The sequence below is a fragment of the Microbacterium sp. TWP3-1-2b2 genome (assembly GCF_049896145.1).
GTDB lineage: Bacteria > Actinomycetota > Actinomycetes > Actinomycetales > Microbacteriaceae > Microbacterium.
Genome location: NZ_JAFCTS010000002.1, coordinates 95630 through 122117, shown reverse-complemented (window position 1 = coordinate 122117; position 26488 = coordinate 95630). Strand labels below are relative to the sequence as shown.

Genomic DNA, 26488 nt, shown 5'->3' with positions numbered 1-26488 from the left:
CCACGAAGTGTTCAAAAGTGCGACACTTTTCGTCACACCGGTGCCGGTACTCTCTAGTCGTGACCGAATCGCCCATCGTGAGCACCGCATCTGGACCAGTGCGCGGATTCTGGCGGGATCACGGCACAGCCGAGGCATCCGCGGCGTTCCTCGGCATCCCGTTCGGTCAGCCGCCCGTCGGCGACCTTCGATTCGCCGCCCCCGTGCCGCCGGCGCCATGGCCCGAGGTCCGCGATGCCACTGAGTACGGTGCGACCGCGCTGCGCACGACCGGCACCGATACCCTCATCCCCGAGCCAGCGATCGCCGGCGACAGCACCCTGAACGTGAACGTCTTCACGCCATCGCTGAATGCGTCACTGCCGGTGCTCGTGTGGATTCACGGCGGCGGCTACACCGAGGGTTCGCCGGCGAGTCCCTGGTATGACGGCAGCCGCTTCAATCGGGATGGCGTCGTGACGGTGTCGATCTCGTATCGGCTCGGCTTCGACGGGTTCGGTTTCATCGAGGGCGCGCCCCACAACCGCGGAGTGCTCGACTGGATCGCCGCACTCGAATGGGTGCAGCAGAACATCGCGGCCTTCGGCGGTGACCCTGCTCGTGTCACGATCGGCGGGCAGTCGGCCGGTGGCGGTGCTGTTCTGACCCTGCTGGGCATGCCGACCGCGCAGCACCTGTTCCATCAGGCGATATCCATCTCCGGCGCTCTCGCCGACGTCCCCTTCGACGAGGCACGCGCGCGCTCGACACGGCTGGCCGCGCTCGCCGGCGTCACTGCTGACGTCGACGGCTTCCGTTCCGTCGACGAAGCCACCCTGCGCGGCCTGCAGAGCAAGGCTGCGAGCGCCAAGCGCGGCTTCGCCGCTCTGACCGATCAGCTCGCGAACGGTCTGCCCTGGGGGCCGATGATCGACGGTGACCTCATCGCGCAGCCGACGGTCGACGCACTGCGCGCAGGAGTTGGCGCAGATCGACCACTGCTGCTCGGTGCGGCCGATGACGAGTTCACAATGGTCGCGGAGCGCGAACGGGCGCGGCTCCGGCCGATCCCCGCGGCGCTTCTGCTGCATCCGTTCATCAAGAATCGAGATGCACGCCGCGCGTACCTCGAAGCGAACCGGCCGCAGCGCGCGCTCGGCACCGCCGCGATGGTCGGGCGCTACATCAGCGACCACATCTTCCGCGTTCTGGTCCCCCGCGTGGCTGAAGCGCGCCTGAGTGCGGATGCGGCGACCTGGGCCTACCGATTCAGCTGGGTCTCACCCACGAAGGGCTGGGCCTGCCACTGCCTCGACGTGCCGTTCTGGTTCGACGGGTTGGACAGGGTGCGCGTGGATGCTCTCGCCGGCCCCCATCCGCCGCAGTCTCTCGCTGATGAGATGCACACGGCCGCGGTCGCACTGGTCGCCGACGGCGATCCGGGCTGGGCGTCGTGGCACTCCCAGCCGGGGACCACGCGGGTGTTCGACGGGTCAGGCCCACACGTCACCGACACCGCGTATGACAGTGTGCTCGCGCTGCTCTGAGCAGATCCCTGAGCTCACGCACGGCGAGCCCGTCGAAGCGACACCATCCGCTCCGACGGGCTCACTCCGCTAGCCGACGACGGCGATCTCGTTGGGCACCTCGGGAAGCTCCCCTGTGGCGAGAACCTCTCCGGTGGCGGCATCCAGCGCGACGATCGTGCTGTTCGCGGAATCGGTCACATAGACGACGTCGCCGAGGGCGGCGATGGCCGGGTGCGGCTGCTGCCACTCGCTCGGACCCTCCCACGCGTCGATCGCGTCATGGGATGCGGTGATCGCACCGGTCGCCGGGTCGATGACATGCAGTTTTCCGTCGGAGCCGATGAGTGCGGCGTCACCGCTCTCGACACGGGTCACCCCGCGGAAGGTGTAGCTCACGCCGTCCGGAAGCTCGACCTTCTCCAGGGTCTTCGCCTCGGTGTCGACCAGGGCGATGTCGGTCAGGAGGTAGCCCTCCATGTCGGGGTCGTCCTTGTAGTCCATGACGACGAGCGGGCTGTTCTCGGAGACGTAGGCGTTGCCGATGCGGCCGAACTCATCGGGAGAGGTGAGCTTGGTGATCTCGCCGTCGTCGAAGACGAGCGCGCCGTTCTCGCAGCCGAAGACGACTGCCTCACCCTGAGCGGTTCCCTCACCATGCACGCCGGGGCACTCTGCGCTCGTCGCGATCTCGGTGCCGTCGGCATCCACGGCGCGGATGCCGGAGCGCCCACTCGCGTCTCCTACGGTGGTGACGAAGGTGCCGTCCTCCAGAAGAACCGAGACGCCGTGGTGCGCTTCGACGCCTTCGATGATCTGTGCGTCGGGCAGAGCGCCGTCGACGTCAGCGAGGGACTCGGTGTCGAAGATGGTGGTGTCGCTGGTCGCGTCGTCGTACAGCACGGTCTTCCCGCCGTGACGGACGACGTGCCCTGCTGCGGCGGCCTCGACGACCAGGTCGGTGAGCTCGGGCTCGCGCACGTCGAGCAGTTGGAAGCCCTCCGACGTGGTCACGAACGCATGCCGTCCGTCGCCCGCGGGATTGAGTCGGACGAACTCCTCGGTCGGCAGATCGTCGACGACCTCGAGGGTCTCGCCGTCGACGATGAGCACCCCGCCTTCGTACGCCACGGCGACGCGGGGGCCGTCGGCCGCTGCAACCGTGCTCGTCGGGGCGGTGTCGGCTGTGTCCGCCACCGACCCCGTGCTGCACCCGGTCAGCAGCAACGCGGCGACTCCTGCTCCGACCGCGAATCGCGCGCTTCGTTTCAGCTGTGTCATGGTTCTTCCTTTCGTGTCGCCCTCTCAGGCGGTGGTCATGGGCTGAGGCCCTTGGTGATGCGCTCGGTGTTGACGTGCATCATGTCCAGGTACGTGTCTCCGGGTTCTCCGGGTGGCGCGAGGGACTCGGTGATGAGCTCGACGACGGCGACCTCTCGATCGGCCTCCTCTGCGAGCACCTGCACGAGTCGGTCGGGTTGCGACGACTCGGCGAAGATCGTGCGGACTCCGGATGCGTCGATCGCGTCGACGAGTTCCTGCAGGTCAGCGGGGCTGGGTGCGGCGAGCGTCGTGCCTCCGGGGATCGCCGCACCGAGAAGCGCGACGTCGTACTGCTCAGCGAGATATCCGAAGACATGGTGATTGGTCACGAGCGCCCGGCGCTCTGAAGGGATATCTGAGAGCGCGTCCGTCATCTGCTCGTCGAGCGCGACCAGGTTCCCCCGGTACGCCGCCACGGACGCGAGGACATCGTCGCCTTCCTCACCGGCGAGCTCCGCGAGCATCGGCGCGAGGGCGTCGACGACGAGGATCATCTGCTCCGGGTCGGTCCAGAAGTGCGGATCAGGGCCGGCTCCCTCCGCATACTCGAGCACCTCGACGTGTTCGCCTGCCTCGACCACGGTCACACCCTCGTCGGCTGCGGCCTCGACATGCTGGGCGAGCCCCTCCTCGAGTCCGAGTCCGTTCGCCACGATGAGCTCGGCGTCGCGCAGGCCGGCCGCCTGCTGGGCGGAGAGCTCGAATGAGTGCGGATCAGCACCCGGAGCCATCAGGGTCACCACGTCAAGCTGGTCTCCGGCGATCTCGGAGACGACGTCGCCGAGGATGTTCGTGGTCACGTAGACGCTCGGCCGGTCGACCCCAGCGGGTGCGCACCCGGCGAGAACGCCGGCGGCGATGGCCGCGGTCAATAGGGCCGCTGCTGCTCGGTCGACGCCGCTCATCGACCGGTCCCCGACAGGTGCAACGGCGCGGTCGCCGTCTCGAATGTCCGGGCGATGCGAGCGCCGTCCGCCGGGTCGATCTCCCACATCGTGTGCTCGGCGGGCCCGTTCAGATAGACCCTGTTCTGGTCTACGACGAAGGTCACGCCCGCTGCGAGTTCGGTGTCCGCAAGCGATTCCTCGACGAGCGGCTCGGTTCGAGCGACGATCTCCCCTTCGGCGAGCACCAGCACCGATCCGGTCGCGGTGAGCGCCAGCATCCGGTCCGCATCGTCACCCACGGCCGCGACTCGGACGATCTCTTCACCGAGATCCTGGAACGTCCAGCCTCGGTCGCGGGTGTCCAGGAGCCACGCTCCATTCGTCCCGGCGAGGGCAGCCACGCTCGGACGGCCCTTGCGACCGGCGAAGTCGGTCGCCGGCGGTGCTGCGCTCTCGGGGTACGCGATGCGCTCCCAGTCGGATGGATCACCTGCGACCGAGAGCGCCGCCCCATCCGCGCAGCCGATGACGACGCCGACGACGGTGGTGACCGTCCCCGTCGCGTTCGCGCACGGGACGGATTCGCCCGCGCTGCCTTCCGCGTCCACGACGCGCAGCGTCTGTGCGATGCCGTCGGCGTCCGGCTCAGTGACGACCGCTCCATCGACCAGGGGCACGACGAGACCCGTATGCGGTTCGACCTGTGTCCGGAAGTGCTCGACGATGTCTCCGTCCGCGAGCGAGGGCGTGTCGATCAGCACCGCTTCGTCGTCGAACAGGATGCCGGTGCCGGTTTCACCGGGGACCACTGTCGCGAGACCGCTCCCCTCGATGTCGCCGACCACGCGAGACGGCGCCTCGTAGTAGTGGAAGTGGTCGACATGGCTCCAGGTCCACACGCCGCTGTCGATGACCGTCACCGATCCGTCTCGGATGCCGAACAGATACCGGCCGTCGCTCACCAGATCGTCGATCGGCTCGATCTCGGCGATCACTTCAGTGTCCTCATCGAGCAGATCGAGGTGATGCACATCGCCGTCCGCGTCGACGGTGCTCAGATGCAACGCGGGCTCGGCGAGCTCGTGCGCCCCGGCGATCTCGCCGTGCCCGTCGCCGACGGATTCGTCCGCCTGCCCCGCGGGCGGCTCGGGGGTCGCGGCGCATCCCGCCAGCGCGAGCAGGAGGATGCCGGAAGCGGCGGCAAGACGGGTTCTCATGAGGGCCTTTCGACGAGGACGTGGGCGCGTCGGCGCCCGGAACGGTGCAGGGAGAAGAGGGCGTGAAGCGCGGCGGATGCTGCGGCCGAGGCGATCGCGACGAAGGCGATCGTGGCGCCGGCGGCTGTTCCCGCGTGCCAGGAGATGAGGAGGCCGACGGCGACGGAGGAGGTGCCGATCAGCGCGGCGAGCGCCATGGTCGAGGGGATGCGCGTCGCCCAGCGGCCTGCAGCGACGGCGGGGCCGAGCAGCATCCCGACGACGAGGAGCGAGCCGACGGCCTGATACGCCGCGACGACTGCGAGCGTGATGAGGCCGACCAGCAGCACATGCGCGACCTGCGGACGCAGCCCCAGCAGCTGCGCCCGTCGCGGATCGACCATGACCGCGACGAACGAGCGGTGGCCCATGGCTGCGACGACCAGGGTGATCACGGCCACGATGGAGAGAGTGAGCACGTCACTCGGCGCGGCGGCGAGGATGTCGCCGAACAGGATCGCCGTGGCATCCGTCGCGAAGCTGCGCGAGGCGGAGATCACGATGATGCCGAGCGCGAGGCTCGCCACGAACAGCAATCCGATACTGGTGTCGGCGGAGAGGCGCCCGCGGCGCTGGAGTGCACCGATCCCGAGCGACATGCCGGCGGCGCTGACCGCCGCGCCGAACGTCGGCGGGATACCGACCAAGGTCGCGACGGCGATGCCTGGGAGCATTCCGTGAGCCATGGCCTCTCCGAGGAAGGCCATACCGCGAAGGACGACCCAGGTACCGACGACACCGCAGATGACGGCGACGAGCGCGCCCGTCAACAGGGCGCGCTGCACGAAGACGACGGTGAAGGGATCGAGCAAGGAGGACACAGTGAGCGACTGTAGCAGTTATTGAGAATGATTTTCATTTGCAATAATGGCGGGCGTGTCTTCTACTCCGCTCCTCCTGCCGACCACTCGGGTGCTGTCGCTTCACGACATCGCCGTAGATCTCGACGGTCATCCCGCGTTGCGCGGCGTCGACGCCGAGGTGCATGCAGGTCGCCTGCTCGCGGTCGTCGGAGCCAACGGTTCGGGAAAATCGACGCTGCTCGCAGTGGCCGCCGGGCTGGCCTCCCCCGACCGTGGGACGGTGGAGCGGCGCGCCGGCATCCGTGTCGCGCTGGTGCCGCAATCCACGCCGTTGGCCCCGCATCTTCCACTGAGCGTCACCGACATCGTCACGATGGGCACGTGGGGGCGACTCGGCGCCTGGCGACCATCCCGACGAAGCGACCGCGATCTCGTCCGAGACGCCATCGCGACAGTGGGTCTCACCGACCTCGCCAGAAGGCAGATCGGCACGCTCTCGGGCGGTCAACGGCAACGCGCTCTCTTGGCGCAGGCACTCGTGCAGCGCGCCGACCTGGTGCTGCTCGATGAACCGATGGCGGGGCTCGACTCGCACTCGCGCGCCGTCATCGCCGCGACGATCGCCCACCTCACCGCGACCGGATCAGGGGTCGTCGCCGTGACGCACGACGTCTCGGAGTTCACGGCGGTCGACGACGTCCTCGAGCTTCAGGACGGTCGGGTGCTCAGAAGGTCGTGACCTCGGCGTGCGGCATCCGCTGCGTCATGACGCGCACGGCCTCCGGGTTGTGGTCGACGAGCACCGCGTCGCGCCCGAGAGCGGAAGCCACTGCTCCTGTCGTGCCGCTGCCTGCGAAGAGGTCGAGCACCAGGTCGCCCGGTCTGCTCGAGGCCTGAACGATCCGGCGCAGGACCCCCTCCGGCTTCTGAGTCGGGTATCCGGTCTTCTCCCGACCGGTCGTCGGCACGATGGTGTGCCACCAGACGTCGGTGGGCAGCTTTCCCCTTGCCGCCTTCGCCGCGGTGACGAGGCCCGGCGCCATGTACGGCTCGCGGTCGATGTCGTCGGCGTTGAAGACGTGCGCGCCGGGCGTCTTCACGTACACGAGGATCGTGTCGTGCTTGGTCGGCCACCGGCGACGGGACTTGGCGCCGTAGTCGTACGCCCAGATGAGCTCGTTGAGGAAGCAGTCGCGGCCGAACACGGCGTCGAGCATCACCTTGGCGTAGTGGGCCTCACGGTAGTCGAGGTGCAGATAGAGGGTGCCGTCGGCGGCGAGAAGGCGCCAGGCCTCTTCGAGACGCGGCATGAGGAAGTCGCCGTAGTCGTCGAAACTGTCGTCGTAGGTGCGCAGCATGCCGCGCACGCGTTCGTACTGATGCCCGTGGAAGCCGTGCCTGATCTCCTTCGGGGCGGGCTCGGGGTCAGTGTCCGGAGCGACCGCCGCAGCCTCCACCGCGCCCGCCGCAGCCACGCCCGCCGCAGGCACCGCGCCGGGCGCATAACTCCGGAGATTCTCGTCAGTTCCGCCTGCCTGGTGCACCGAAGTCGCCGTCTCCGCTTGGTTCTCCGGAGTTGTGCGGGTGCGGCGGGCGGTCACGACCTGACGATTCTGCGCGCGTCCGGTGTTGAAGGGCGGATCGAGATAGACGAGCGTGACGGATGCCGAGGGCAGCGTGCGCGCGACGTCGAGACTGTCGCCCTGGATGATCGAGACGGCGCCCTGCGCGGGTGCCGCCTCCGACGGGGACTGCGGCGGAACGTCCGTCACGGGACGCGATGCAGCCATGCGTCGGTCGCGAACTTCGATTCCACGAGCGCCTCCGCGTCGGCGTACTCGTCGGCGGTGATCGCACCGTCTTCTGCATCGGTGAGCGAACGGAACGTCGCCTTGAAGCTCTCGATGATCTCCGCGCGGCTGAGCCCGGTCTGCGTGCGGAGCGGATCGACGCGCTTCGCGGCGGAGGTCGTGCCCTTGTCGCTGAGCTTCTCGCGTCCGATTCGCAGCACCTCGGTCATGACCTGGCCGTCGATGTCGTATGAGATCGTCGCGTGGTGCAGCACTCCGCCGTTCGCAAGGCGCTTCTGCGCCGCTCCGCCGATCTTCCCGGTCGGACTCGCGATGTCGTTGAGCGGCTGGTACGTCGCATCGATGCCGACCGACTTCAGCGCCTGCAGCACCCAGTCGTCGAGGAACGCGTACGAGTCGGCGAACGTCATCCCCTGGACGAGGGATGCCGGCACGTACAGCGAGTAGGTGATGATCTGCCCTGCGGCCATGAGCATGGCGCCGCCGCCGGAGATGCGGCGGACCACGTCGAAGCCGTGCCTTGCTGCACCCTCCGGATCGACCTCGTTGCGGTACGACTGGAACGAGCCGATGACGACGGCCGACTCATCCCATTCCCAGATCCGCAACGTGGGTCGACGGCGTCCCTCGCCGACGCGGGACGTGAGCACCTCGTCGAGCGCGAGGTTCATGCGCGGCGAAACGGCCTTCTCGTGCACGATCTCCCAGTCGAAGTCGCGCCAGCCGGGGGCAGTGACGAGCGCGCGGCGCACGGCGGTGCCGACCGACTCGGGGTTGAAGCCCAGCAGCTGCGTTCCCGCGGGCAGCGCTTCGCGTACCGCTGCGGCGATGGCCGTGGCATCCGTCTCGACGGGCAGTCCGTTGACTGCTGCGTTGATGTCTTCCAGCGCGCTGTCGGGTTCGAGGAAGAAGTCTCCCGCGAGACGGAAGTCGCTCAGGCGGCCGTCTTCGACCTCGAGATCGACGACGACGAGCTTTCCACCAGGGACCTTGTACTCACCATGCACGTCTACAGCTTAAGCCGCGCGCCGTTCGACAGGCTCAGCGACCGCCAGCCGCGTGCCGCGCCGGCCCAGTCCCGCGCGGCTCAGTCCCGCGCCGGAATGTGCTTGCCGAGCCACGCGAGGACGTCGGCGCGGACCTCGTCCTGCTGCAGTTCATTGAAGATCTCGTGCCGCGCGTCCGGATAGACGAGCGTCGTGACATCGGTGAGACCGGAGCGGCTGCGGTACTCGTCGGCGAGCTTGTGCACGCTGTGCGGGCCGCCGACCGGATCGTCGCGGCCGACCAGAAACAGCATCGGGATGTCGCGGGAGAGATTCTTCGCCGGTCTTCCATAGAGCTTGAGCGCCTCGATCGGGCCGAACAGCTTCAGCAGAGGAACATTCGTGGTGAGGGGATCGTCGCCGAACTCCTTCCACACGGCCGAGTCACGGCTGAGCCATTCGTAGCCGGTCGCGTCCGCGACCTCCCAGCGCGCGTTCAACGGTGCGGCGTTGAGGTCGCGTGGTGTGCGCAGCGCCGACCCGGAGAGGATCACCGCGTCCCATGCGTCCGGATGCTCGTTGACGAGCATCTGCGCGAGGAACGATCCCCAGGAATGCCCGAGCAGCACGAGCGGCAGGTCCGGATGCTCGTCACGGATGATGCCGGTGAGCTGCCAGATCGCCTCCTTGGCGGCGCGCAAGCCGCCCTTGCCGAGCTTTCCGAGTCGGGCGGGCTTGCCATCGTGCTGACGGATGCCGGTGCGCCCATGTCCGCGATGATCATCCGCGTACACGATGAACCCATCAGTTGTCAGCGCATCGATCAGCGCTCCGTAGCGCCCGGCGTGCTCGCCCACACCATGCAGAAGCTGCACCACACCGCGCGGCTTGCCCACTGCCGCGTGGACGTCGTAGACGATCGCGACGCCGTACGCGTCGGTGAACTCCGAGGTCTGGGGCATGCGTCGAGTCTACGGATCACACACGCGGGCGCCAGCGGCATGTCAGAGGCACCGTCACATTCGCCGACGCACCGCAGGTGACGTTCGCCGCCTCCGTCAGAGTGCGAGGGCGCGACGCACGGCGAACGCCGCGTCGCGGTCGGTGACCTCGTATTCGCCGACGCCGTCCGAGGCGGATCCCATCCGCACCTGCCCCCCGTCTCCGGCGACGGCGCGCTTGGCCGAGAAGTGCAGCGCATCGACACCGGTGGCCGCCAGAAGGGCCGCTCCGGTCGCCACGACCCCGCTTCCCGCCATGATCTCGATGCGACCGTCGGCAGCTTTCACGAGCGCACGCAGCGTGTCCACCCCCTCGATCGCTGTCGACGCACCGCCCGAGGTCAGCACCCGTCGCAGCCCGAGCTCTACGGCGTGCTCCAGGGTGGCCACGGGGTCGACCGTGACGTCGATCGCGCGGTGCAGAGTCACAGAGGCCTCGCCTGCCGCATCGCGCAGACGCGCCATCGCGTCGAGATCGAGAGCGCCGGACGCGTCCAGCGCGCCGATGACGACGCCATCCGCTCCGTTCGCTACCGCCCACTCGACGTCGCGCACCGAGAGCGCGACCTCGTCGGCGTCGTAGTGGAATCCGCCGGCGCGAGGGCGGATCAGCACATGGATCTCCGGGCCGCTCTCCCCTGCCGCTTCCCGTGCGAGCTGGAGTGTCGCCGGCGACGGCGTGAGGCCGCCGAGCGCGAGCGCCTGAGTCAGTTCGACGCGTGCAGCACCGATCTCACGTGCGACGCGCACGCCTGCAGGATCCTGGACGGCGAGCTCGAGTGCGATGTTCACGGCATCCATTCTGCCCCCATTCTCAGAAAGATTAGTTAGACTACCTAAGTAATGACTGAACCCGATGATCTTCTGCACGCCACCGCCACCGACCTGCGCATGGCGACGTTCCGCCTCGCACGGCGCCTGCGCCGCGAACGCGCCGTCGACAGCATCAGCGACGCGCAGTTCGCCGTGCTCGCCAACCTCCGCGGCAACGGACGGCTGCCCGTGGGTGAGCTGGCGCAGCGCGAGCGGGTGAGCGCTCCGACGATGTCGAACATCGTCGATGCCCTGGCCGAGAGCGGCCACGTCGTGCGGGTGCCTGACGAGAACGACCGTCGACGGGTCTACATCGAGATCACGGATGCCGGCACGGCGGTCGTGACGGCGACCGTTCAGAAGCGCGACGCCGCTCTCGCTGACGCACTCGCAGAGTTCGACTTCACCGACGACGAACTGCACACGCTTCGCGACGCGGCAGCCCTCATGCGGAAGGTGGCCGAACGATGACGGCGATGTTCCGCTCCTTCTCGTCTTTCAACTATCGGATCTGGTTCCTCGGCGCCCTGGTGTCCAACATCGGTGGATGGATGCAGGCCACGGCCCAGGACTGGGTCGTGCTCACCGAGCTGACCGACAACGACGCCACCGCTATGGGCTTCACGATGGCGTTGCAGTTCGGGCCACCACTGGTGCTGGTCAGTCTCACCGGCTGGGTCGCCGACCGCTTCGATCGGCGCAAGATCCTGCTCCTCACGCAGACGGTGCTGATGGCGCTCGCGATCGGCGTCGCCGCGCTTCTGCTCACCGGCGTCATGACGCTGCCGCTGATGTTCTGCTTCGCACTCGCCTTCGGAGTGACGAACGCCTTCGACGCACCGGCACGCCAGGCGTTCGTCTCCGACATGGTCTCGGTGGGCGACGCCTCGAACGCGGTGGCACTGAACTCCGCGTCGTTCAACATGGCCCGACTCATCGGCCCCGCCGTCGGCGGCCTGCTCATCGTCGCGGTCGGCACCGGATGGGTGTTCGTGATCAACGCGGCGACCTTCCTCGCCATGCTCATCGCGCTCGTGCTGATCCGCTCCCGCGAACTGCTTCCCCGCATCAAGAACACCGGACGGACGCGTCTCGCCGAAGGCTTCCACTATGTCTGGGGCCGGAGCGATCTCAAGGTGACATTCCTCATGGTGTTCCTGATCGGCGCGTTCGGCATGAACTTCCCGATCTACGCCTCGACCATGGCTCTGGAGTTCGGGCGCGAGGCAGACGGCTACGGAGTGCTCAGCTCGGTGCTCGCGATCGGCTCCCTCGTGGGTGCGCTGCTGGCGGCGCGACGCGACAGGGCCCGGATCCGTGTGCTGGTCATCGCCGCGGGCGGTTTCGGGATCGCATCCATGATCTCCTCCTGGATGCCGAGCTACTGGAGCTACGCCGCAGTCCTCATCTTCGTGGGCTTCTCCACCGTGACCATGCTCACCACCGCCAACGGATACGTGCAGACCACGACCGACCCCGCGCTGCGCGGGCGCGTGCTGGCGCTGTACATGGCCGTCGTCATGGGGTCGACTCCGATCGGCGCACCGATCGCCGGTTGGATCACGGACGCCGCCGGCCCCCGGGCATCGATCCTGGTCGGCGGAATCGCCGGACTCGCCGCCATGGCGGTCGGGGTGACCTGGATGCTGGCCTCGGGGAGGCTGCACCGCCGGAAGAACACGCGATTCCGCCTCACGTTGGATGAGACGCGGCCGATCTCGGTCATGCGCGCCGACCCGGTGGAGTTCAGCGACGAAGTGGCCGCCGCCACCACGCCGATCAGGACAGTGCGCGCGGACTGACTCTCCCGCTCGCCCCCGTATCTGGCTAGCGTGTAGCCATGAGCGAACCGGAGAACAGCGAGAATCAGGGCGCTTCACCCGCCGCCGACACCGACGTCGTCGCTGCGCTGCCGAAACGTTCCCTCCCGCCGGTGCAGCGCTGGGTGTTCTGGCCCGCAGCGGTGATCGTCATCGTGTTCGTGGCCTTCACGCTCATCGCCCCCGACATCGCCGAGGCCATGTTCAAGACGATCCAGACCACGATCGTCAACGCCTTCAACTGGTACTACGTGCTCATCGCCGCGATCTTCGTCGCCTTCAGCCTGTATCTCGGATTCAGCAGGTTCGGCGACATCAAACTGGGTAAGGATGACGACGAGCCGGAGTTCTCGTTGATGAGCTGGTTCTCGCTCCTGTTCGCTGCCGGAATGGGCATCGGACTGGTGTTCTACGGAGTGTCGGAGCCACTGACCCACTTCGTCGATCCGCGCCCAGGGGTGGCGGGAACACCAGAGCAGCTGGCACAGGCCGCACTCGGTCAGACCTACCTGCACTGGGGCGTGCACGCCTGGTCGATCTACGTCGTGATCGGCCTCGCCTTGGCTTACGCCATCCACCGCCGCAAGCGCCCGATCTCCATCCGCTGGACTCTGGAGCCGTTGCTCGGCAAACGGGTCGAGGGCGGGTGGGGTCACGCGATCGACGTGATCGCGCTGGTCGGCACGCTCTTCGGCGTCGCGACGTCGCTCGGTCTCGGGGTGCTGCAGATCAGTGCCGGCCTCGATGCTGCCGGCATCGCCAAGCCCGATGCGACCACTCAGGTGATCATCATCCTGGTCATCTCGGTGTTCGTGCTCGCGTCGGTGCTCTCCGGTGTCACCAAGGGTATGAAGTGGCTGTCGAACATCAACCTGGTCATGGCCGGTCTCCTCGTTCTCTATCTGCTGGTGATGGGGCCGAGTGAGTTCCTGCTGCGCGACTTCGTCCAGTCGATGGGGTACTACATCCAGAACTTCGTCGGACTCTCGTTCAACGTGAGCGCTTTTCAGGGCACAGCGGGAGAGGAGTGGCAGGCCCAGTGGACCTCGTTCTACTGGGGCTGGTGGATCTCGTGGGCACCGTTCGTCGGGATCTTCATCGCGCGCATCTCGAAGGGCAGGACGGTGCGCGAATTCGTCGCCGGTGTCATCCTGGTGCCGACGCTCCTCGGCATCCTGTGGTTCTCGGTGCTCGGCGGCTCAGCGCTCGCACTCGAGCTGGCGGATCCCGGCACGCTCACGAACGCGGCCGGCGAGGTCGACCTGCAGGGTGCGCTGTTCGAACTGCTGCAGCACGTGCCCGGCGCCGGCATCGTCAGCGTTGGCGCGCTTCTCCTCATCGCGATCTTCTTCGTCACTTCGGCGGATTCCGGCGCACTGGTGATGGGGATGATCGCGACCGGCGGGCAGCAGAACCCGAAGCGCTGGATCCGCACGTTCTTCGTGCTGGTCACCGCAGCGCTCGCGATCGCACTGTTGTTGGCAGGTGGCCTGACGGCCCTGCAGACAGCGGCGATCACCATCGCGTTGCCGTTCAGCGTCGTGATGCTGCTGATCTGCTGGTCGACCATGGTGGCGTTCATCCGAGAACGGCGGGCGTACGCGAGGGCAGAGCGCGCGCAGCTCATCGACAAGATCGGCGACTACTACGGCCTCGAGGTGGAAGCGCGCGACGAGACTGGTCTGCTCGGAGCGCAGCCACGCTGGCTGCGCAACCTCCAGCGACGCCTCGGACTGCCGGTCGCGCCGACGACGCCTATCCGCATCCCTGCTGAGCTGCTCAGCGCAGAGAGTCGGGCGGATGCCGGCCCCGCGATGCTCGACGTCGACGACTTCGTGTCAGCGGACGAGCTCTCAGCGCATGACGACCAGGATGTGCCGTCGCACGGAGAGGACCAGGAGCCGCCGTTGCGCTGAACTCCGGGCACCGGAGCGCCGACGGCCGGCACCCTCACGTGCCGTCAGGTCTCAGCAGGAAGGATTTCCCGGCTGACATCCGTCGTCAGGCCGGGAAATCCTTCTTCTCACGCGAACGCGTGTCGCGCGCTCAGTGCTGCGATGCAGAGCCCTCGAGTACGAGCCGCAGCTGCTCGAGCGCCCAGTCGATCTCCGTGCTGCGGATGACGAGGGGCGGGGCGATGCGAATGGTCTGACCGTGCGTGTCCTTGACGAGCACGCCGCGTTCCATCAGCTTCTCGCTGATCTCCCTGCCGGTGCCGCGAGCGGGGTCGATGTCGACGCCGGCCCAGAGTCCTGCGACGCGCACGGCGGTGACGCCGTCGCCGATGAGCTTCTGCAGCCCTTCGTCGAGGTGGGCGCCGAGCGTGCGGGCGCGCTCCTGGAACTCACCCGTCTCCAGCATCTCCACGACGCGCAGCCCGACAGCGGCGGCGAGCGGGTTCCCGCCGAACGTGGAACCATGCTCTCCAGGGCGGATCACGCCCAGCACATCACGATCACCGACGACGGCCGACACCGGCAGGATGCCGCCGCCGAGCGCCTTGCCCAGCAGGTAGAGATCGGGCACGACGCCTTCGCGATCGCTCGCGAAGGTCTCGCCGACGCGGCCGAGGCCCGCCTGGATCTCATCCGCGATGAACAGCACGTTCTTCTCGGTGCAGATCTCGCGGACCCGCGCGAGATACCCCGCGGGGGGAATTATCACGCCGGCCTCGCCCTGGATCGGCTCGACGAGAACGGCTGCCGTGTCGTCCGTGATGGCGGCGGCGATCGCATCCGCGTCTCCGAACGGCACCACGTCGAAGCCGGGGGTGTACGGACCGAAGTCGTCGCGGGCCGACTCGTCGTCGCTGAAGCTGACGATCGTCGTGGTGCGGCCATGGAAGTTGCCAGCTGCGACGACGATCCGTGCCTTGTCCGCTGCGATGCCCTTGACCCGGTAGCCCCACGCACGCGCGACCTTGATGCCGGTCTCGACGGCCTCAGCGCCGGTGTTCATCGGCAGCACGAGGTCCTTGCCGCACAGCCGGGCGAGAGCGTCTGCGAAGGGCTCGAGCCGGTCGCTCTTGAACGCGCGGCTCACGAGCGTCACGCGGCCGAGCTGTTCGGTCGCAGCCGCGACGAGATCCGGATGCCGATGACCGAAGTTCACGGCCGAGTACGCAGCGAGCAGGTCGAGGTAGCGCTTGCCTTCGACGTCGGTCACCCACGCCCCCTCACCGGATGCGACGGTGACGGGCAGCGGACTGTAGTTCTGGGCGACGTGCGTTTCCGCGGGCGCCGTCGAGACGGTCATGCGTTCGTCTCCTCGCCACCGGCCGCGCGCAGTTCGAGAGTGCAGCACTTGATGCCTCCACCGCCGAGCAGCAGCTCGGACAGATCGACGGTGATCGGGTTGTAGCCGCGTTCACGCAGCTGCTTCTCGAATCCTGTCGCGCGCGGCGAGATGATGACGTTGTACCCGTCGCTCGCGGAGTTCAGCCCGAAGACGGCACCGTCCGCATCGTCGACGAGAATGGCGTCCGGGAAGCGCTCCTCCAGGATCGCGCGGCTCGCATCGTCGAAAGCACCAGGCAGGTACGCGATGTTCGCCCGCTCCGGCCCGCCGTTCGCGGCGCCCTCGACCGGGTCGAGCACCGAGAGGGCGGTGTCGAGGTGGTAGAAGCGCGGGTCCACGAGATTCAGCGAGATGACCTCACGACCGAACACCTCTCCGACCTCGCGGTGGCTGTCGCCGGTGGAGCGGAACCCGGTGCCCGCGAGGATCGTGTCGCCGACGAGCAGGAAATCGCCCTCGCCCTCGTTGACCTCTTCCGGCTCGACCGTGTCGAATCCGCTCGCACGGAACCAGTCCGCGAATGCGGGCGCCTCACCGGCGCGCTCGACGAAACGGAACTTCGGCACATATGCGCGCCCGTCGATCACGAAGCCGCCGTTGGCCGTGTAGACCATGTCGGGGAAGCCTTCGAGCGGATCGATCAGCTCGACCTCGTGACCGAGTTCCAGATAGAGGTCGTACAGCTTCTGCCACTGCGCCACGGCCTTCGCCGTGTCGGTCGGCTTCGCCGGTTCCATCCACGGGTTGATCTTGTAGCTCACCGTGAAGTGCTCAGGACGGCACATCAGATACCGGCGGTGCTGCGCGGTGCGGGCGGATGTGGTGGTGGTGACGGTTTCTGGCGTCGACATCTTGCTCCTTGAAGAGATGCGGCGGACGCTGTCCAGGGGCCCGGCGGAAGTTCGACCCGCTCGACCCTTCGACTGGCTCAGGGATCGAGGGCGGGGAAGATGCGACGCAGGCACGCCAGAGTTCATTCTGACATTCGAATCTGTGCGCGCGCCAGCGGCGCCTCGAACCCGGGCTCAGCGAAGCAGACCGACGGCGAACTCGTCACTCCTCGACACGGACGACGACCTTCCCCACAGCATGGCCGGTCTCGACACGCGCAAGGGCGGCGGTCGCCTCGGAGAACGGGTACGTGCGCTCGATCACCGGGGCGATGCGTCCCGCGCGCACCAGTTCGATCAGCGCCCGGGTCATCTCCGGCTTCGGCACGGCCAGAAGCGGTCGGATGCGCCGACGCGACCCGATCGAGAGGAGGGCGGCACGCAGCATCCGCGGCAGAGGGCCGAGTACGCTCCCGCCGGCCCCGCTGACCATCACGATCGTTCCCTCGGGGGTCAGGAGATCGCGCAGGGTGGGCAGCGGTTCTCTCCCCACGATGTCGATGATGGCGTCGTACCGACCTGCCTCCAGAACGGATGCCGACGTCACCCGGTGATCGAACGTGCGGGTCGCACCGATCCGCTCGACCAAGGCGCGATTCGACTCGCCGCACGTGGCGTCGACCTCAGCACCACGGTCGACGGCGAGCTGCACGGTGAAGGTGCCGACTCCGCCCGATCCGCCGAGAACGAGCACCCGGTGACCGGCTGCGACACCGGCAAGATCGAGCGCCTGCTGAGCAGTACCGGCCGAGACCGGGGGCGACATCGTCCGGTCGAACCACGATCCTGGCTGCGGGGGCCGCGACGAAGGCGGCGAGTCCTCCCCCGGCGTTCAGTTCGACGATGACCTCGTCGCCGATGCGTTCTCTCGGAACGCCCTCGCCGACGGCGACGACAGTGCCTGCGACGTCGATGCCGCGAATCGGCTGCTTCGGCCGGCGCAGCCCGAATGCGAGTCGCGCCAACTGCGGGTCCCCGAGCAGAAGACGCACATCACCGGCGGCCAATGCCGTCGCCCGCACTTTCAACAGCACCTCGTCCTTGCCGGGGCGAGGGACGATGACGTCCTGCTGTGTCGTGCCTGCGGCAGGGCCGTAATCGGCGCGAAGCCAAGCGGTCATGGTGGCGGGAATTACTGCGGTGTCCATCTCAATCCTCCGGATACTGGAAGAGGTCGTCGATGCCGACCTCGAATGCACGGGCGATCTGAAAAGCGAGCTCGAGCGTGGGCGAGTACCTGCCTTGCTCGATGGCGATGAGCGTCTGGCGCGTGACGCCGATACGGCCGGCGAGATCGGCCTGGGTGATCCCCGCCTCCTCGCGTCGGGAGCGGATGCTGTTGGTGACGAGAGTGGGCTTGACCATCAGACGAGACCCCGACGGTAGGCGATGATCCGCGCGATGCTGCCGATGAACGAGGAGACCGCGAACCCGAGGAACATCGCGTTCGCGATCCAGAACACGTCTGCACCGACGGCGCACAGAGCGATGACGCCGAGACCCGCGATGACGAGGAACGCATGCTCGACGCGCGCGCCCATGCGGTCGATGTCACGATCGCGGATGTCGGTGGCCGTCGCGCCCTTCGGGTCGCGCAACCCTGCGAAGATCCCCCACAGGAGGCTGAGGACGATGGTGGCCGCGATGCTGATCCCGATCGCCCACAACATGATGGGGAACCAGTCGACCGACGTGAGCGGCCCTCCGGCCGCCTGCTGGAGGACGACGACTATGTAGCCGGGGATGATGACGGCCGTGGCGATCAGCGTCGACCAGGTGTTGCGCTCCGTGTAGACCATGACGCCTCCGATGTAAAAGATTCTTGACACTTTGAAGGTACCGCCGCGGCGGCGTCCATGTCAAGAATCTTTTACACGAAAATGAGCGATCGCTCAGATGACGTCGGCACTCCAGTCGTCGGGGTTGCCGAACCGATGAGCCGTGATGCTGATCGACTGCTCGTACACGAAAGGCAGAAGCTCCAACCGTCCGGCTGACGTGACCTCGTTGTCATAGACGGCGACGTCGGGGTCGCCTCCCAGAGCGTCGGCCAGCGAGCGGTGCAGTCGGGCGACCGCACCACGCCCCCCGATGAGCCGCACGCGGACGCCCGACGCGCGTTCCGGCTCGTGCGCGGCAACCGCAGCGGGGGCCGGTTCCTCGCGCCGCAGCATCCGCTCGACCCACTCCGAGTCGCTCTCCACCGCGATGAGTGCGCCGAGGTCGCTGAGCGCACTGCGCACTTCGGCAGGAAGCCCCTCGGCGATGGAGACGAAAAAGCCCGCGCCTGAGCGGATGCCGGCTAGCACCACTCGGAGCACGTCCTGCAGCGGGGCGTCCGCCGTCGCGCGCACCATAACGGGCGCCGGCCGATAGCGGAAGAGATTCCGCTCGATGCCGAGCTGCGACACGTCGCGCACCTGGCCGAATTCACGATCCCATGCGACGGCATCCGACAGAGCCGACTGACGCAGCCATTCGAAGGCTTCGAAGTCCAACGATGACTGCGCCGACTCGATGAGCCCCGAGATACGACTGTCGAGTCCCCGGAGATGCAGGGTGCTCGATGCCCTGCCACGGGGCAACGAACGCCAGGTTCCCAGGCCGATCAGGTAGTTCGGGCCGCCCGCCTTCGCACCGGGTCCGATCGAGGATCGCTTCCAGCCTCCGAAGGGCTGCCGCTGCACGATCGCGCCGGTGATGCCGCGGTTGACGTAGAGGTTGCCGGCCCGCACCCGATCGAGCCAGAGGGCGAGCTCGTCGGGATCCTGGGTGTGCAGCCCTGCGGTCAGGCCGTATGCCACGTCGTTCTGCAGGGCGATCGCGGCAGAAAGGGTCGGCGCGTGCATGATTCCCAGCATCGGGCCGAAGAACTCCTCGCGGTGGGTGCGGGACCCGGGCTGTACGCCGACGCGGATGCCGGGGCGCCACAGCCGTCCGGTCTCATCGCCGCCCACCAGGGAGGGCTTGATCAGCCACTTCTCGTCGTCCTGGAGTTCGCTCAAGGCCCAGGCGAGCTTGCCCCGCGGCTCCTCGATCACCGGACCGACCTCGGCCAGCGGGTCGGTGGGCCACCCGATGTTGAGAGAGCGCACGGAATCCGCCAGTTGTCGGGCGAAGCGCTTGGAGCGTCCTACCGGGCCGACGAGTATCGCGAGCGATGCGGCGGAGCACTTCTGCCCCGCGTGCCCGAACGCGCTCTTCACGAGGTCGGCGACGGCGAGGTCGAGATCAGCTGACGGCGCGATGACGATCGCGTTCTTGCCGCTGGTCTCGGCGAGCAGTGGCAGGTCGTTACGCCAGGATCGGAACAGTGCGGCCGTGTCCCAGGAGCCGGTGAGGATGACGCGATCCACCGATTCATGCGCGATCAGCTGCTCCCCCAGATCGCCCTCTTCGATGTCCACGAGGGTGAGGACGTCCCTCGGGATGCCGGCCTGCCAGAGCGCTTCGGCGACGACAGCCGCGCACCGCCTGGCCTGCGGCGCCGGTTTGAAGAGCACGCCTGAACCGGCGGCGAGCGCTGCGAGCACACCGCCCGAGGGGATCGCGATGGGGAAGTTCCACGGCGGCGTGACGACGGTGACGCGGGCCGGTTCGAATGCGGCACCGGCGACGGCATCCAACTCGCGGGCCTTCGCACCGTAGTAGCGAGCGAAATCGACAGCCTCGCTGACCTCGATGTCCGCCTCGGAGAACACCTCGCCGGTCTCGGATGCCGCGACCTCGATGAGGTCACCGCGGCGGGATTCCAGTGCGGCGGCGGCGCGCAACAGTATCTCGGCGCGCTCGGACGCGGGGCGCGCACCCCACGCCGGTGCGGCAGCACGTACCTGTGCGATCTTCTGCTCCAACACTGCCGCGTCATCGATCCTGGCGTCCAGCACAGTGGAGTCACCGACCGTCGAGGTCGTGATGCGGCCGCGGATGGCGCCTGCCCATTCTCGGTTGGCCGGAAGAACAGGATCAGTGTCCGTGGTGTTGGCGAACCCCGGCGCCCCTGCGGAATCGGATTCCGCCTCACGGCGCGAATACACCGCAGTCTCGACGAACGCCTCGTCATCCGACCCGTCGGATCCTCTGGCGATGCCGAGCACGGCCTTCGTGAGGTCTGCGTCGTCGCTCTGCGAGGCAGACGTGGGCCGAAGCGATTCGTGCACCGGCGTCTGCCTGTTCTGGATGCGGAACGGGACGCGCCTCATCGTGCGATCGCCCGCCCGCTCGAGCGCGCGGAGGAACCGCCCCCGCTCCCTCTCGAAGAGTGTCGGATCATCGTGCAGATGGAACGCGCCGGAGAGGAAGTTCTCCGGAGCCGCGTTCTCCTCGAGCCGTCGGACGAGGTAGCTGATCGCCACATCGAACTCGTCAGGCTTCACCACCGGCACGTACAGGAGCACAGGTCCGACCTCGCGCGAGACGGCCTGCGCCTGCCCCTGCGCCATGCCGAGCAGCATCTCGAACTCGACGTCGTCTCTGACGCCGCGTTCGCCGGCGAGCAGCCACGCGTGCGCGATGCCGAACAGGTTGTGCCCGGCGACGCCGATCCGCACCGCAGCGGTGTTCTCCGGACGCAGCGCCTCATCGAGCAGCCGCAAGTGGTTCGCGTCGGTGTCGAGCTTCGTGTCGTAGGTGGCCAGCGGCCACCCGTGCATCACAGCATCCACACGCTCCATGGCGAGATTCGCGCCCTTGACGAGTCGGATCTTGATCTTCGCGCCGCCGTGCTCGACTCGTGTCTTCGCCCATGCGGTGAGCTCGCGCAACGCCTCGAGCGCGTCGGGCAGGTAGGACTGCAGCACGATGCCCGCCTCCACGAGCAGCAGACGCTCATCTTCGAGGATGCGGGTGAACACCGCGATCGTGAGATCGAGATCGCGGTACTCCTCCATGTCGAGGTTGATGAAGGTGCCGTTCGATGCGGCGGTCACATAGAGCGGCAGCAGGCGGGCGGCGACGGCATCGACGATCTCGTCGAATGCCCACATCGACACGTGACTGATGACGGACGAGACCTTGACCGATACGTAGTCGACGTCGTCCCGCTTGATCAGGTCATGGATGCCGTCGAGCCGGCGCTTCGCCTCCGCCTCGCCCAGCACGGCTTCGCCCAGCAGGTTGAGATTCAGTCGGGCACCCGTCTCACGGAGCTTCTGGATCGCAGCGCCGAGCTTCGCGGGACGCGCGTCGACGACCAGGTGCCCGACCATCTCGCGGAGCACGCGGCGAGCGATGGGCACGGTCGGGGTGGGGATCACGTGGGCGATCCCGCCGCCGAGGCGCACCGCGCCGCGCAGATACCAGGGCAGGAAGTCGGGAACGATCGGTGCGATCCGCTGAAGCTGGGCGGCTGCGGCACTCAGCGACTCCGGCCGCATCACCCCGTCGACGAACCCGAGAGTGAACGGAAGGCCGTTCTTGTCCTGCAGCAGATCGGCCAGGCGCGCAGCCGCCGGATCGACCTCGATCTCTGCCGCTTCGGCGATCCAGCGGCGCGCGAGTTCGACCGCTTGAGCGGCGAGTTGATCGGTCCCATGGGACGACGACTCTGACATGTGCCCAGCCTAAGAGCGCGACCGCACCATGACGCGAGTGACACTGCAAAGCAGCCGCTACTCGGCCCACCCGCACCGCTCTAAGATGTTGCTGTGACCGACCAGGGGGGCAAGCGGCGCTCTTCGAGCACGCCGGAGACTGGCGTCGCCAGGGCGAAGAATGCTGCCGCTCCGACTGCCGCTGCTCCTGATGCTTCGCCGCGTGTGGTTCCGCCGGCATCCGCGGCGCCACCCGCATCCGTGCCGCGGCGCAATCAATGGGCTCGCGCGGCCATCGACCGCGTGCCGGCGAGGTGGCTCGCAACAGGCGCGACCGGAGTCTTCCTCGCTGTCACCGCCGCGTTCGGTGGCCTTGCCTCCGTACCGGAGCCTCCGCTGCCCGAGATCGGTCCAGGCGAGACGTTCACCGGCGCAGAACTGGAGATGACGCCGATGCGGGTCACGGTCGCAGACGAGCTGGAATACTCCGGCCTCATCGCCGACGCGGGGGTGGACGAGCGCGTCTTGACGCTCATCATGGATGTCACGAACCTCAGCGACGTCCCCCGCCGGGCCGCAAGCGACGGTTCTGCTGTAGAAGTGCGCATCGAAGGATTCCCCGATGTCGCGCCCGCGATCGCCCGACTCGAAGACGAGAACTTCGCCGACGCGTGGTTGCAGCCGAACGTCCGGACGCAGATCGCCCTGAGCTGGCTGGTCTCGGCCGCTGATGTCGCTGATCTCACCGAGGTTCGGGTTGTGCTGCACACTGCGACCGAGTTCGTCGGCAGTTCGGTGATGCACGGACGATACTGGGACGCTGTCACCGTCGCTGGGTTCGCCGAACTCCCTGTGGAAGAGATCCCACCCGAGGAGGAATCCTGATGAAGAAATGGCTGCCCTGGGTCGCGACCTTCGTCCTGCTCGTCGGCGCCTGGTTCGTCCAGTTCCTCACGCCCTCCGACGACGCGGCGTCCGAGCCCTTCATCGTCGCCACCGCGGTCGGCTCCGAGACCGTCGGACGCGAGATCGTCGTCACGGTCCTCGACGTACGCGCGGCGAGCGCCGTCACGAGTTCGAACGGATGGAGCGCCGAGGGAACCTGGCTGCTCGTCGATCTGAAGGCCGAAGCCGTCACGACCGACAGTCTCCTCAAAGGCGCGACGCTGACGATCGGCGGTCGCGAATTCCGCGCGAGTGAGCGAATGGACTCGATCTTCTCGACCAAGCTCGTCCCCGGCATCCCTCGCACAGGCACAATCGCGTTCGAACTCCCGGACGACGCGCTGACCGGCACCGGCATCCTGCACCTCTCCCCCAGCGGCGACACCCGTCTCGATTCGGTCATCGAGCTGACGATCCCGCTCGACGAATTGACCATCAGCGCCGAGGAGTCAGTGCACGACACGGAATGGGCGACGCCATGACCGGCTGGTGGCGACGGAACACAGTGCCGCTGATCGCCTTGGCCGTGCTCGCGCCAGTCACGGCTGGAGTCATCGGATGGAACGAATGGCAGGAGTACTTCCAGGGCCGCTCGACCTCTGCTGTCGTACCCGAGACCGAAGACGGGACCGTCGAGCTCGCAGGTGCGACGTGGGGACCCATCCGCGGTCAGTACCTCGAGAACGTCGAAGGCCTGACGCTGCCCGACGGCACCGAAGTGGTCGTCGCCGTCATCCCCGTCGCTCCAGGCGAAGATCCGCCCTCCTGCCTCGCGCCGACGCTGATCGAGCAGAGCAGCGGACGCGAATGGAGTGAGGGGCGCTTCGATCTGGGGGTGTCGTCGAACCCCGACGAGCCGACCATCTGCGACAGCACCGCGACTGAGCCGTACGAGTTGCTCCTGCCCTACATAGTGCCGAAGGATGCGGAGGGCCCGTTCTGGGTGAACATCGCACCGGCGGCGGTCGCCCCGCAGATGGTTCAGTTCTCGATCGACCCCTGAGTCGTCGGCGCAGGACTCGGATCGACCACTTCGGCGGCCACGCGCTCGACGTTCGCCGATTCCGTGCCCTGCGTCGCTGCCACCTGTGGCGTGTCCGACGCCTGAGGCTCCTGTGCTTCCTCGGCCACCTGAGCCCGAAGGGCACCGAGTGTGGCGTCGTACGACGCGGCCACGAGCACGAATCGGATCGGCTCGAGGATCAAGGGCACGAGCAGGAAGATGAGGCTGTCGGCGACCTGCCAGAACGATTCGAGGTCGTTCGGGCCCAGCACACGCGTGATCGCGAGACTGAGCAGCGCGTCGGCAGCGATCACGACCGTGTACAGGAACACGTAGGTGGCGATCATCACGGGGCCGGCCCGCCACATCAGCACGATCGCCTTGCCGAGCGGACGGAAGCGGCCGATGAACTGCTCGCCGAACTCGCTCAGCCAGCGGGACACGGGCCCGGGGAGGCTTTCGACCCGCTGCCGGGTGCGCTTGAAGAAGCGGTGACGCAGCCGTACGTTCTCGGCCACGATCGCCTGCCCGTAGATCACGCCGGAGATGGCCAGCCACGCGAGCGGCTGGAGCAGGATGCCTCCGGCTTCGCCGAGCAACCATTCCACGCCGTCCCATATCCACGCGACCGGCGTGAGCTGCGAGCCGACCCACTCACGGATATCGTCGATCCACACCATGGCGGCGCGGCCGTCGACCCACGAGGTGACGGCCGCGATGCCATCGCTGATGAGGAAAAGGGAGAAGCAGACCCAGACCGCCTCCAGATAGACGGCGAGGAGTGAGAGAACCTTCGGCAGTCGCGCTCCGTACCGCTTCCACGCCCAACGTCCAGCGAAGGCCACCACGATGACGGAGACGCTCGCGACGTTGAAGCCGAGTTGCAGGACGGCATCCGCGGGCAGCGCATTCGCATTGGTCGCGGTGTCGCCTGATTCGATCTGCTCCGCGAGCTGCGTCCATGCCACGCCGGTTCGCACCTCCAGCGCCTGCGTGGCGTAGTCGGTGACGTCGTCTTGCAGGAAACCCCATGCGGCGTAGATCGCGAAGAACGGCAGGATGCTGACGAGCAACGTCTCGAGGAACGTCTTCCGGCGCTCGGCCGCGTTCTCGGACAGGGGCGCGATCGCCTGCAGGTTGTGCAGTCCGTCGCGTACGACGAGGAACATGGCCACGAAGCTGATGAGCTTGGAGAGGATCGCCAACGGCAGCAGCACGAATCCCCAGGTGGAGCTCCACGCGCCGACATAGCCGGCCAGCTGGATCGCGAGATAGTGCCCGAGCGTGCCGGCCGCGAACCACGCCAGCAGAGACGGCCAGTGCCGCAGCAGCACGCGCCCGGTCGTGGCGAGGATCGTCAGCACGCCCCTACGTTAGCGCGCCTCACATCCAGATGCTCGGGGCATCCGCGCGGGTGGCAGGCAGAGCGGACGCGATCGCCCACTCGTGCACCCACGGTTCGACGTCGGGCAGGCCCTCCGGCCGTCCGACGGCCGCGAACAGCTCCTGGTGAGACAGCGTGCCGCCGCTGCGCTTGAGCATGCGCGCGCGGACGATGACCCTGGCGTATATCTCACCGTCGACGACGGCACGGTGCTCGAGATAGATGGCCTTGTCATCATGACCGAGCAGACGCGACTCGATGTCGAAGCGCTGCCAGAGCTGCAGCGATTTGCGAAAAGTCACGGTCTCCGCTGACACGACGGCGTACCACCCGTTGCGCTTCATCGCGTCGCTCATGCCGGTGCGCACCAGCAGATCCCAACGACCGAGGTCGAACAGCGACAGGTATCGCCCGTTGTTCATATGGCGCAGGACATCGAGATCCGTGGGGAGCGTCGTCACCCTGATCCGCCCTACGTCGCCGGGCGCGAGCTGCCCTTCGCGGCGCAGTCTCCGGCGCGCACGCCACATCACGAGGAGGGTTCGCCAGATCACGTTCACGAGGATCGATAGTAGCCAGCGACGCACGAACGTTGAACTCCTTTGTGGGAACCAAACAGGAGCGCCGCTCGATTTCATCTTCGCCCGAGGCGCGCGTAGAGTCACGGGCATGAGCGCCGAAGCCCAGCCAGAAATCATCATCCGTCCGGTCCGTGATGTGGATGCGGAAGCTCTGGGACGCGTGCACGCGCAGTGCTGGCACGAGACCTACGATCACCTCGTCAGCAAGGCCGCTCTGGAGCGCGTGTCGCCCCGCCGTATGGCAGAGCTGTGGACTCACTGGGCCGCGCAAGGCGAGGACTTCCGAATGAGCGCAGCTCTCGTCGACGGCGAGATCGTCGGCTTCGTCGGCTCAGGACCCGCGCGCGACAAGGATGCGCCGGCGTTCCGCGAGCTGTACTTCATCTACCTGCTCGACAAGTGGCACTCCACGGGCCTCGGCCAGAAGCTGTTCGATGCCGCTGTCGAGAAGGACGAGCCGCTGTACCTCTGGGTCGCCGAGGACAACCCTCGTGCCCACCGCTTCTACGTGCGCAACGGCTTCTCGCTCGACGGCGCGAGCCACACCGAGCCCTTCCTCGGCGAGACGCTCACCGAAGTCCGCTTCGTGCGCTGAGACGGCCTTGCTCCCCCTACTTCCGCCGAGACCCCGTCTTCGTGACGAGACCCCGTC

At 67.5% G+C, this 26488-nt stretch carries 26 protein-coding genes; 9 read left to right on the top strand and 17 right to left on the bottom strand.

The features are described 5' to 3' along the window. Nucleotides 1–59 precede the first annotated feature (59 nt). Nucleotides 60–1526, top strand: a complete 1467-nt coding sequence (locus ACP7AR_RS16065; protein WP_426188038.1) for a carboxylesterase/lipase family protein — start codon at nucleotides 60–62, stop codon at nucleotides 1524–1526. Nucleotides 1527–1595: 69 nt separating this feature from the next. On the opposite strand, the gene aztD is transcribed toward ACP7AR_RS16065, so the two are convergent. The 4 genes from aztD to aztB are packed head-to-tail and all read right to left on the bottom strand — an operon-like array spanning nucleotide 1596 to nucleotide 5792. Next, the gene (aztD, locus tag ACP7AR_RS16060; RefSeq protein ID WP_426188036.1) at nucleotides 1596–2786 is read right to left on the bottom strand and encodes a zinc metallochaperone AztD; all 1191 of its coding nucleotides are present in this window, start codon (nucleotides 2784–2786) and stop codon (nucleotides 1596–1598) included. A gap of 35 nt (nucleotides 2787–2821) precedes the next feature. Further along, the gene (locus ACP7AR_RS16055) at nucleotides 2822–3733 is read right to left on the bottom strand and encodes a metal ABC transporter solute-binding protein, Zn/Mn family (RefSeq protein WP_426188034.1); all 912 of its coding nucleotides are present in this window, start codon (nucleotides 3731–3733) and stop codon (nucleotides 2822–2824) included. Continuing rightward, entirely contained in the window at nucleotides 3730–4932 is a 1203-nt protein-coding gene (locus ACP7AR_RS16050) for a hypothetical protein (RefSeq protein WP_426188032.1), read from the bottom strand. The genes ACP7AR_RS16055 and ACP7AR_RS16050 overlap by 4 nt, the downstream gene beginning before the upstream one ends. Next, nucleotides 4929–5792 (bottom strand): zinc ABC transporter permease AztB, encoded by an 864-nt coding sequence (gene aztB, locus ACP7AR_RS16045; protein ID WP_426188030.1) that lies wholly within the window; start codon nucleotides 5790–5792, stop codon nucleotides 4929–4931. The genes ACP7AR_RS16050 and aztB overlap by 4 nt, the downstream gene beginning before the upstream one ends. 55 nt (nucleotides 5793–5847) lie before the next feature. Between aztB and aztA the strand changes: the two genes are divergently transcribed. Next, complete coding sequence (gene aztA, locus ACP7AR_RS16040) at nucleotides 5848–6513, top strand: zinc ABC transporter ATP-binding protein AztA (RefSeq protein ID WP_426188028.1); 666 nt, start codon at nucleotides 5848–5850, stop codon at nucleotides 6511–6513. On the opposite strand, the gene ACP7AR_RS16035 is transcribed toward aztA, so the two are convergent. The 4 genes from ACP7AR_RS16035 to ACP7AR_RS16020 form a co-directional block, all read right to left on the bottom strand. Next, nucleotides 6500–7564: a DNA-methyltransferase gene (locus tag ACP7AR_RS16035; RefSeq protein ID WP_426188026.1), complete on the bottom strand. Its 1065-nt coding sequence runs from the start codon at nucleotides 7562–7564 to the stop codon at nucleotides 6500–6502. The genes aztA and ACP7AR_RS16035 overlap by 14 nt on opposite strands. After that, a complete protein-coding gene (locus ACP7AR_RS16030) occupies nucleotides 7543–8592 on the bottom strand; it encodes a lipoyl protein ligase domain-containing protein (RefSeq protein WP_426188024.1) in 1050 nt (349 codons plus the stop codon). The genes ACP7AR_RS16035 and ACP7AR_RS16030 overlap by 22 nt, the downstream gene beginning before the upstream one ends. Nucleotides 8593–8672: 80 nt before the next feature. After that, nucleotides 8673–9533 carry an alpha/beta fold hydrolase gene (locus tag ACP7AR_RS16025; protein ID WP_426188022.1) on the bottom strand — a complete coding sequence of 287 codons (861 nt, stop codon included), beginning with the start codon at nucleotides 9531–9533 and terminating at the stop codon, nucleotides 8673–8675. A gap of 96 nt (nucleotides 9534–9629) precedes the next feature. Continuing rightward, the gene (locus ACP7AR_RS16020; protein ID WP_426188020.1) at nucleotides 9630–10373 is read right to left on the bottom strand and encodes a copper homeostasis protein CutC; all 744 of its coding nucleotides are present in this window, start codon (nucleotides 10371–10373) and stop codon (nucleotides 9630–9632) included. A gap of 42 nt (nucleotides 10374–10415) precedes the next feature. Here ACP7AR_RS16020 and ACP7AR_RS16015 point away from each other — a divergent pair, with 42 nt between their 5' ends. From ACP7AR_RS16015 to ACP7AR_RS16005, 3 genes are read left to right on the top strand one after another with little or no spacing between them, the layout of a single operon-like run. Then, a complete protein-coding gene (locus ACP7AR_RS16015) occupies nucleotides 10416–10856 on the top strand; it encodes a MarR family winged helix-turn-helix transcriptional regulator (RefSeq protein ID WP_426188018.1) in 441 nt (146 codons plus the stop codon). 5 nt (nucleotides 10857–10861) lie between these two features. Further along, a complete protein-coding gene (locus ACP7AR_RS16010) occupies nucleotides 10862–12187 on the top strand; it encodes an MFS transporter (protein ID WP_426188016.1) in 1326 nt (441 codons plus the stop codon). Nucleotides 12188–12225: 38 nt separating this feature from the next. Further along, a complete protein-coding gene (locus ACP7AR_RS16005; RefSeq protein ID WP_426188014.1) occupies nucleotides 12226–14121 on the top strand; it encodes a BCCT family transporter in 1896 nt (631 codons plus the stop codon). Between the two features lie 130 nt (nucleotides 14122–14251). Here the strand turns inward: ACP7AR_RS16005 and rocD are convergent, their stop codons facing one another. From rocD to ACP7AR_RS15970, 7 genes are all read right to left on the bottom strand, one after another. Continuing rightward, on the bottom strand, nucleotides 14252–15460 hold the full coding sequence (rocD, locus tag ACP7AR_RS16000) for an ornithine--oxo-acid transaminase (RefSeq protein ID WP_426188012.1): 1209 nt from the start codon (nucleotides 15458–15460) through the stop codon (nucleotides 14252–14254). Beyond that, nucleotides 15457–16353 (bottom strand): dimethylargininase, encoded by an 897-nt coding sequence (gene ddaH, locus ACP7AR_RS15995; RefSeq protein ID WP_426188010.1) that lies wholly within the window; start codon nucleotides 16351–16353, stop codon nucleotides 15457–15459. Before ddaH ends, rocD begins: the two co-directional genes overlap by 4 nt. Before the next feature lie 202 nt (nucleotides 16354–16555). Beyond that, nucleotides 16556–17086 (bottom strand): zinc-binding dehydrogenase, encoded by a 531-nt coding sequence (locus ACP7AR_RS15990; protein ID WP_426188008.1) that lies wholly within the window; start codon nucleotides 17084–17086, stop codon nucleotides 16556–16558. Beyond that, nucleotides 17016–17540 (bottom strand): alcohol dehydrogenase catalytic domain-containing protein, encoded by a 525-nt coding sequence (locus ACP7AR_RS15985; RefSeq protein WP_426188006.1) that lies wholly within the window; start codon nucleotides 17538–17540, stop codon nucleotides 17016–17018. The genes ACP7AR_RS15990 and ACP7AR_RS15985 overlap by 71 nt, the downstream gene beginning before the upstream one ends. 1 nt (nucleotide 17541) lies before the next feature. Then, nucleotides 17542–17757, bottom strand: a complete 216-nt coding sequence (locus tag ACP7AR_RS15980) for a helix-turn-helix transcriptional regulator (RefSeq protein ID WP_206475827.1) — start codon at nucleotides 17755–17757, stop codon at nucleotides 17542–17544. Beyond that, on the bottom strand, nucleotides 17757–18191 hold the full coding sequence (locus ACP7AR_RS15975) for a hypothetical protein (protein ID WP_426188004.1): 435 nt from the start codon (nucleotides 18189–18191) through the stop codon (nucleotides 17757–17759). The genes ACP7AR_RS15980 and ACP7AR_RS15975 overlap by 1 nt, the downstream gene beginning before the upstream one ends. Before the next feature lie 93 nt (nucleotides 18192–18284). Beyond that, nucleotides 18285–21944 (bottom strand): proline dehydrogenase family protein, encoded by a 3660-nt coding sequence (locus ACP7AR_RS15970; RefSeq protein WP_426188002.1) that lies wholly within the window; start codon nucleotides 21942–21944, stop codon nucleotides 18285–18287. 93 nt (nucleotides 21945–22037) lie between these two features. Between ACP7AR_RS15970 and ACP7AR_RS15965 the strand changes: the two genes are divergently transcribed. Genes ACP7AR_RS15965 through ACP7AR_RS15955 form a run of 3 tightly spaced genes read left to right on the top strand, consistent with a single transcriptional unit; the run spans nucleotide 22038 to nucleotide 23871 of the window. Further along, nucleotides 22038–22808 carry a hypothetical protein gene (locus ACP7AR_RS15965; RefSeq protein WP_426188000.1) on the top strand — a complete coding sequence of 257 codons (771 nt, stop codon included), beginning with the start codon at nucleotides 22038–22040 and terminating at the stop codon, nucleotides 22806–22808. Beyond that, nucleotides 22808–23350, top strand: a complete 543-nt coding sequence (locus tag ACP7AR_RS15960; RefSeq protein ID WP_426187998.1) for a hypothetical protein — start codon at nucleotides 22808–22810, stop codon at nucleotides 23348–23350. Before ACP7AR_RS15965 ends, ACP7AR_RS15960 begins: the two co-directional genes overlap by 1 nt. Then, nucleotides 23347–23871 carry a hypothetical protein gene (locus tag ACP7AR_RS15955; RefSeq protein WP_426187996.1) on the top strand — a complete coding sequence of 175 codons (525 nt, stop codon included), beginning with the start codon at nucleotides 23347–23349 and terminating at the stop codon, nucleotides 23869–23871. Before ACP7AR_RS15960 ends, ACP7AR_RS15955 begins: the two co-directional genes overlap by 4 nt. Here the strand turns inward: ACP7AR_RS15955 and ACP7AR_RS15950 are convergent. Continuing rightward, nucleotides 23850–25235, bottom strand: a complete 1386-nt coding sequence (locus ACP7AR_RS15950) for a hypothetical protein (protein ID WP_426187994.1) — start codon at nucleotides 25233–25235, stop codon at nucleotides 23850–23852. The two genes, ACP7AR_RS15955 and ACP7AR_RS15950, sit on opposite strands and share 22 nt — an antisense overlap. A 19-nt stretch (nucleotides 25236–25254) precedes the next feature. Next, complete coding sequence (locus ACP7AR_RS15945; protein WP_426187992.1) at nucleotides 25255–25815, bottom strand: thioesterase family protein; 561 nt, start codon at nucleotides 25813–25815, stop codon at nucleotides 25255–25257. Between the two features lie 109 nt (nucleotides 25816–25924). Between ACP7AR_RS15945 and ACP7AR_RS15940 the strand changes: the two genes are divergently transcribed. Further along, entirely contained in the window at nucleotides 25925–26431 is a 507-nt protein-coding gene (locus ACP7AR_RS15940) for a GNAT family N-acetyltransferase (RefSeq protein ID WP_426187990.1), read from the top strand. Nucleotides 26432–26488 lie beyond the last annotated feature (57 nt).

What these genes read in the sequence shown, in the direction of transcription:
- aztD (WP_426188036.1), bottom strand. Translation starts at nt 2,786, where the DNA reads ATGACACAGCTGAAACGAAGCGCGCGATTCGCGGTCGGAGCAGGAGTC.
- ACP7AR_RS16055 (WP_426188034.1), bottom strand. Translation starts at nt 3,733, where the DNA reads ATGAGCGGCGTCGACCGAGCAGCAGCGGCCCTATTGACCGCGGCCATC.
- ACP7AR_RS16050 (WP_426188032.1), bottom strand. Translation starts at nt 4,932, where the DNA reads ATGAGAACCCGTCTTGCCGCCGCTTCCGGCATCCTCCTGCTCGCGCTG.
- ACP7AR_RS16035 (WP_426188026.1), bottom strand. Translation starts at nt 7,564, where the DNA reads ATGGCTGCATCGCGTCCCGTGACGGACGTTCCGCCGCAGTCCCCGTCG.
- ACP7AR_RS16025 (WP_426188022.1), bottom strand. Translation starts at nt 9,533, where the DNA reads ATGCCCCAGACCTCGGAGTTCACCGACGCGTACGGCGTCGCGATCGTC.
- ACP7AR_RS16020 (WP_426188020.1), bottom strand. Translation starts at nt 10,373, where the DNA reads ATGGATGCCGTGAACATCGCACTCGAGCTCGCCGTCCAGGATCCTGCA.
- ACP7AR_RS16015 (WP_426188018.1), top strand. Translation starts at nt 10,416, where the DNA reads ATGACTGAACCCGATGATCTTCTGCACGCCACCGCCACCGACCTGCGC.
- ACP7AR_RS16010 (WP_426188016.1), top strand. Translation starts at nt 10,862, where the DNA reads ATGTTCCGCTCCTTCTCGTCTTTCAACTATCGGATCTGGTTCCTCGGC.
- ACP7AR_RS16005 (WP_426188014.1), top strand. Translation starts at nt 12,226, where the DNA reads ATGAGCGAACCGGAGAACAGCGAGAATCAGGGCGCTTCACCCGCCGCC.
- rocD (WP_426188012.1), bottom strand. Translation starts at nt 15,460, where the DNA reads ATGACCGTCTCGACGGCGCCCGCGGAAACGCACGTCGCCCAGAACTAC.
- ddaH (WP_426188010.1), bottom strand. Translation starts at nt 16,353, where the DNA reads ATGTCGACGCCAGAAACCGTCACCACCACCACATCCGCCCGCACCGCG.
- ACP7AR_RS15985 (WP_426188006.1), bottom strand. Translation starts at nt 17,540, where the DNA reads ATGGACACCGCAGTAATTCCCGCCACCATGACCGCTTGGCTTCGCGCC.
- ACP7AR_RS15980 (WP_206475827.1), bottom strand. Translation starts at nt 17,757, where the DNA reads ATGGTCAAGCCCACTCTCGTCACCAACAGCATCCGCTCCCGACGCGAG.
- ACP7AR_RS15975 (WP_426188004.1), bottom strand. Translation starts at nt 18,191, where the DNA reads ATGGTCTACACGGAGCGCAACACCTGGTCGACGCTGATCGCCACGGCC.
- ACP7AR_RS15970 (WP_426188002.1), bottom strand. Translation starts at nt 21,944, where the DNA reads ATGTCAGAGTCGTCGTCCCATGGGACCGATCAACTCGCCGCTCAAGCG.
- ACP7AR_RS15960 (WP_426187998.1), top strand. Translation starts at nt 22,808, where the DNA reads ATGAAGAAATGGCTGCCCTGGGTCGCGACCTTCGTCCTGCTCGTCGGC.
- ACP7AR_RS15955 (WP_426187996.1), top strand. Translation starts at nt 23,347, where the DNA reads ATGACCGGCTGGTGGCGACGGAACACAGTGCCGCTGATCGCCTTGGCC.
- ACP7AR_RS15940 (WP_426187990.1), top strand. Translation starts at nt 25,925, where the DNA reads ATGAGCGCCGAAGCCCAGCCAGAAATCATCATCCGTCCGGTCCGTGAT.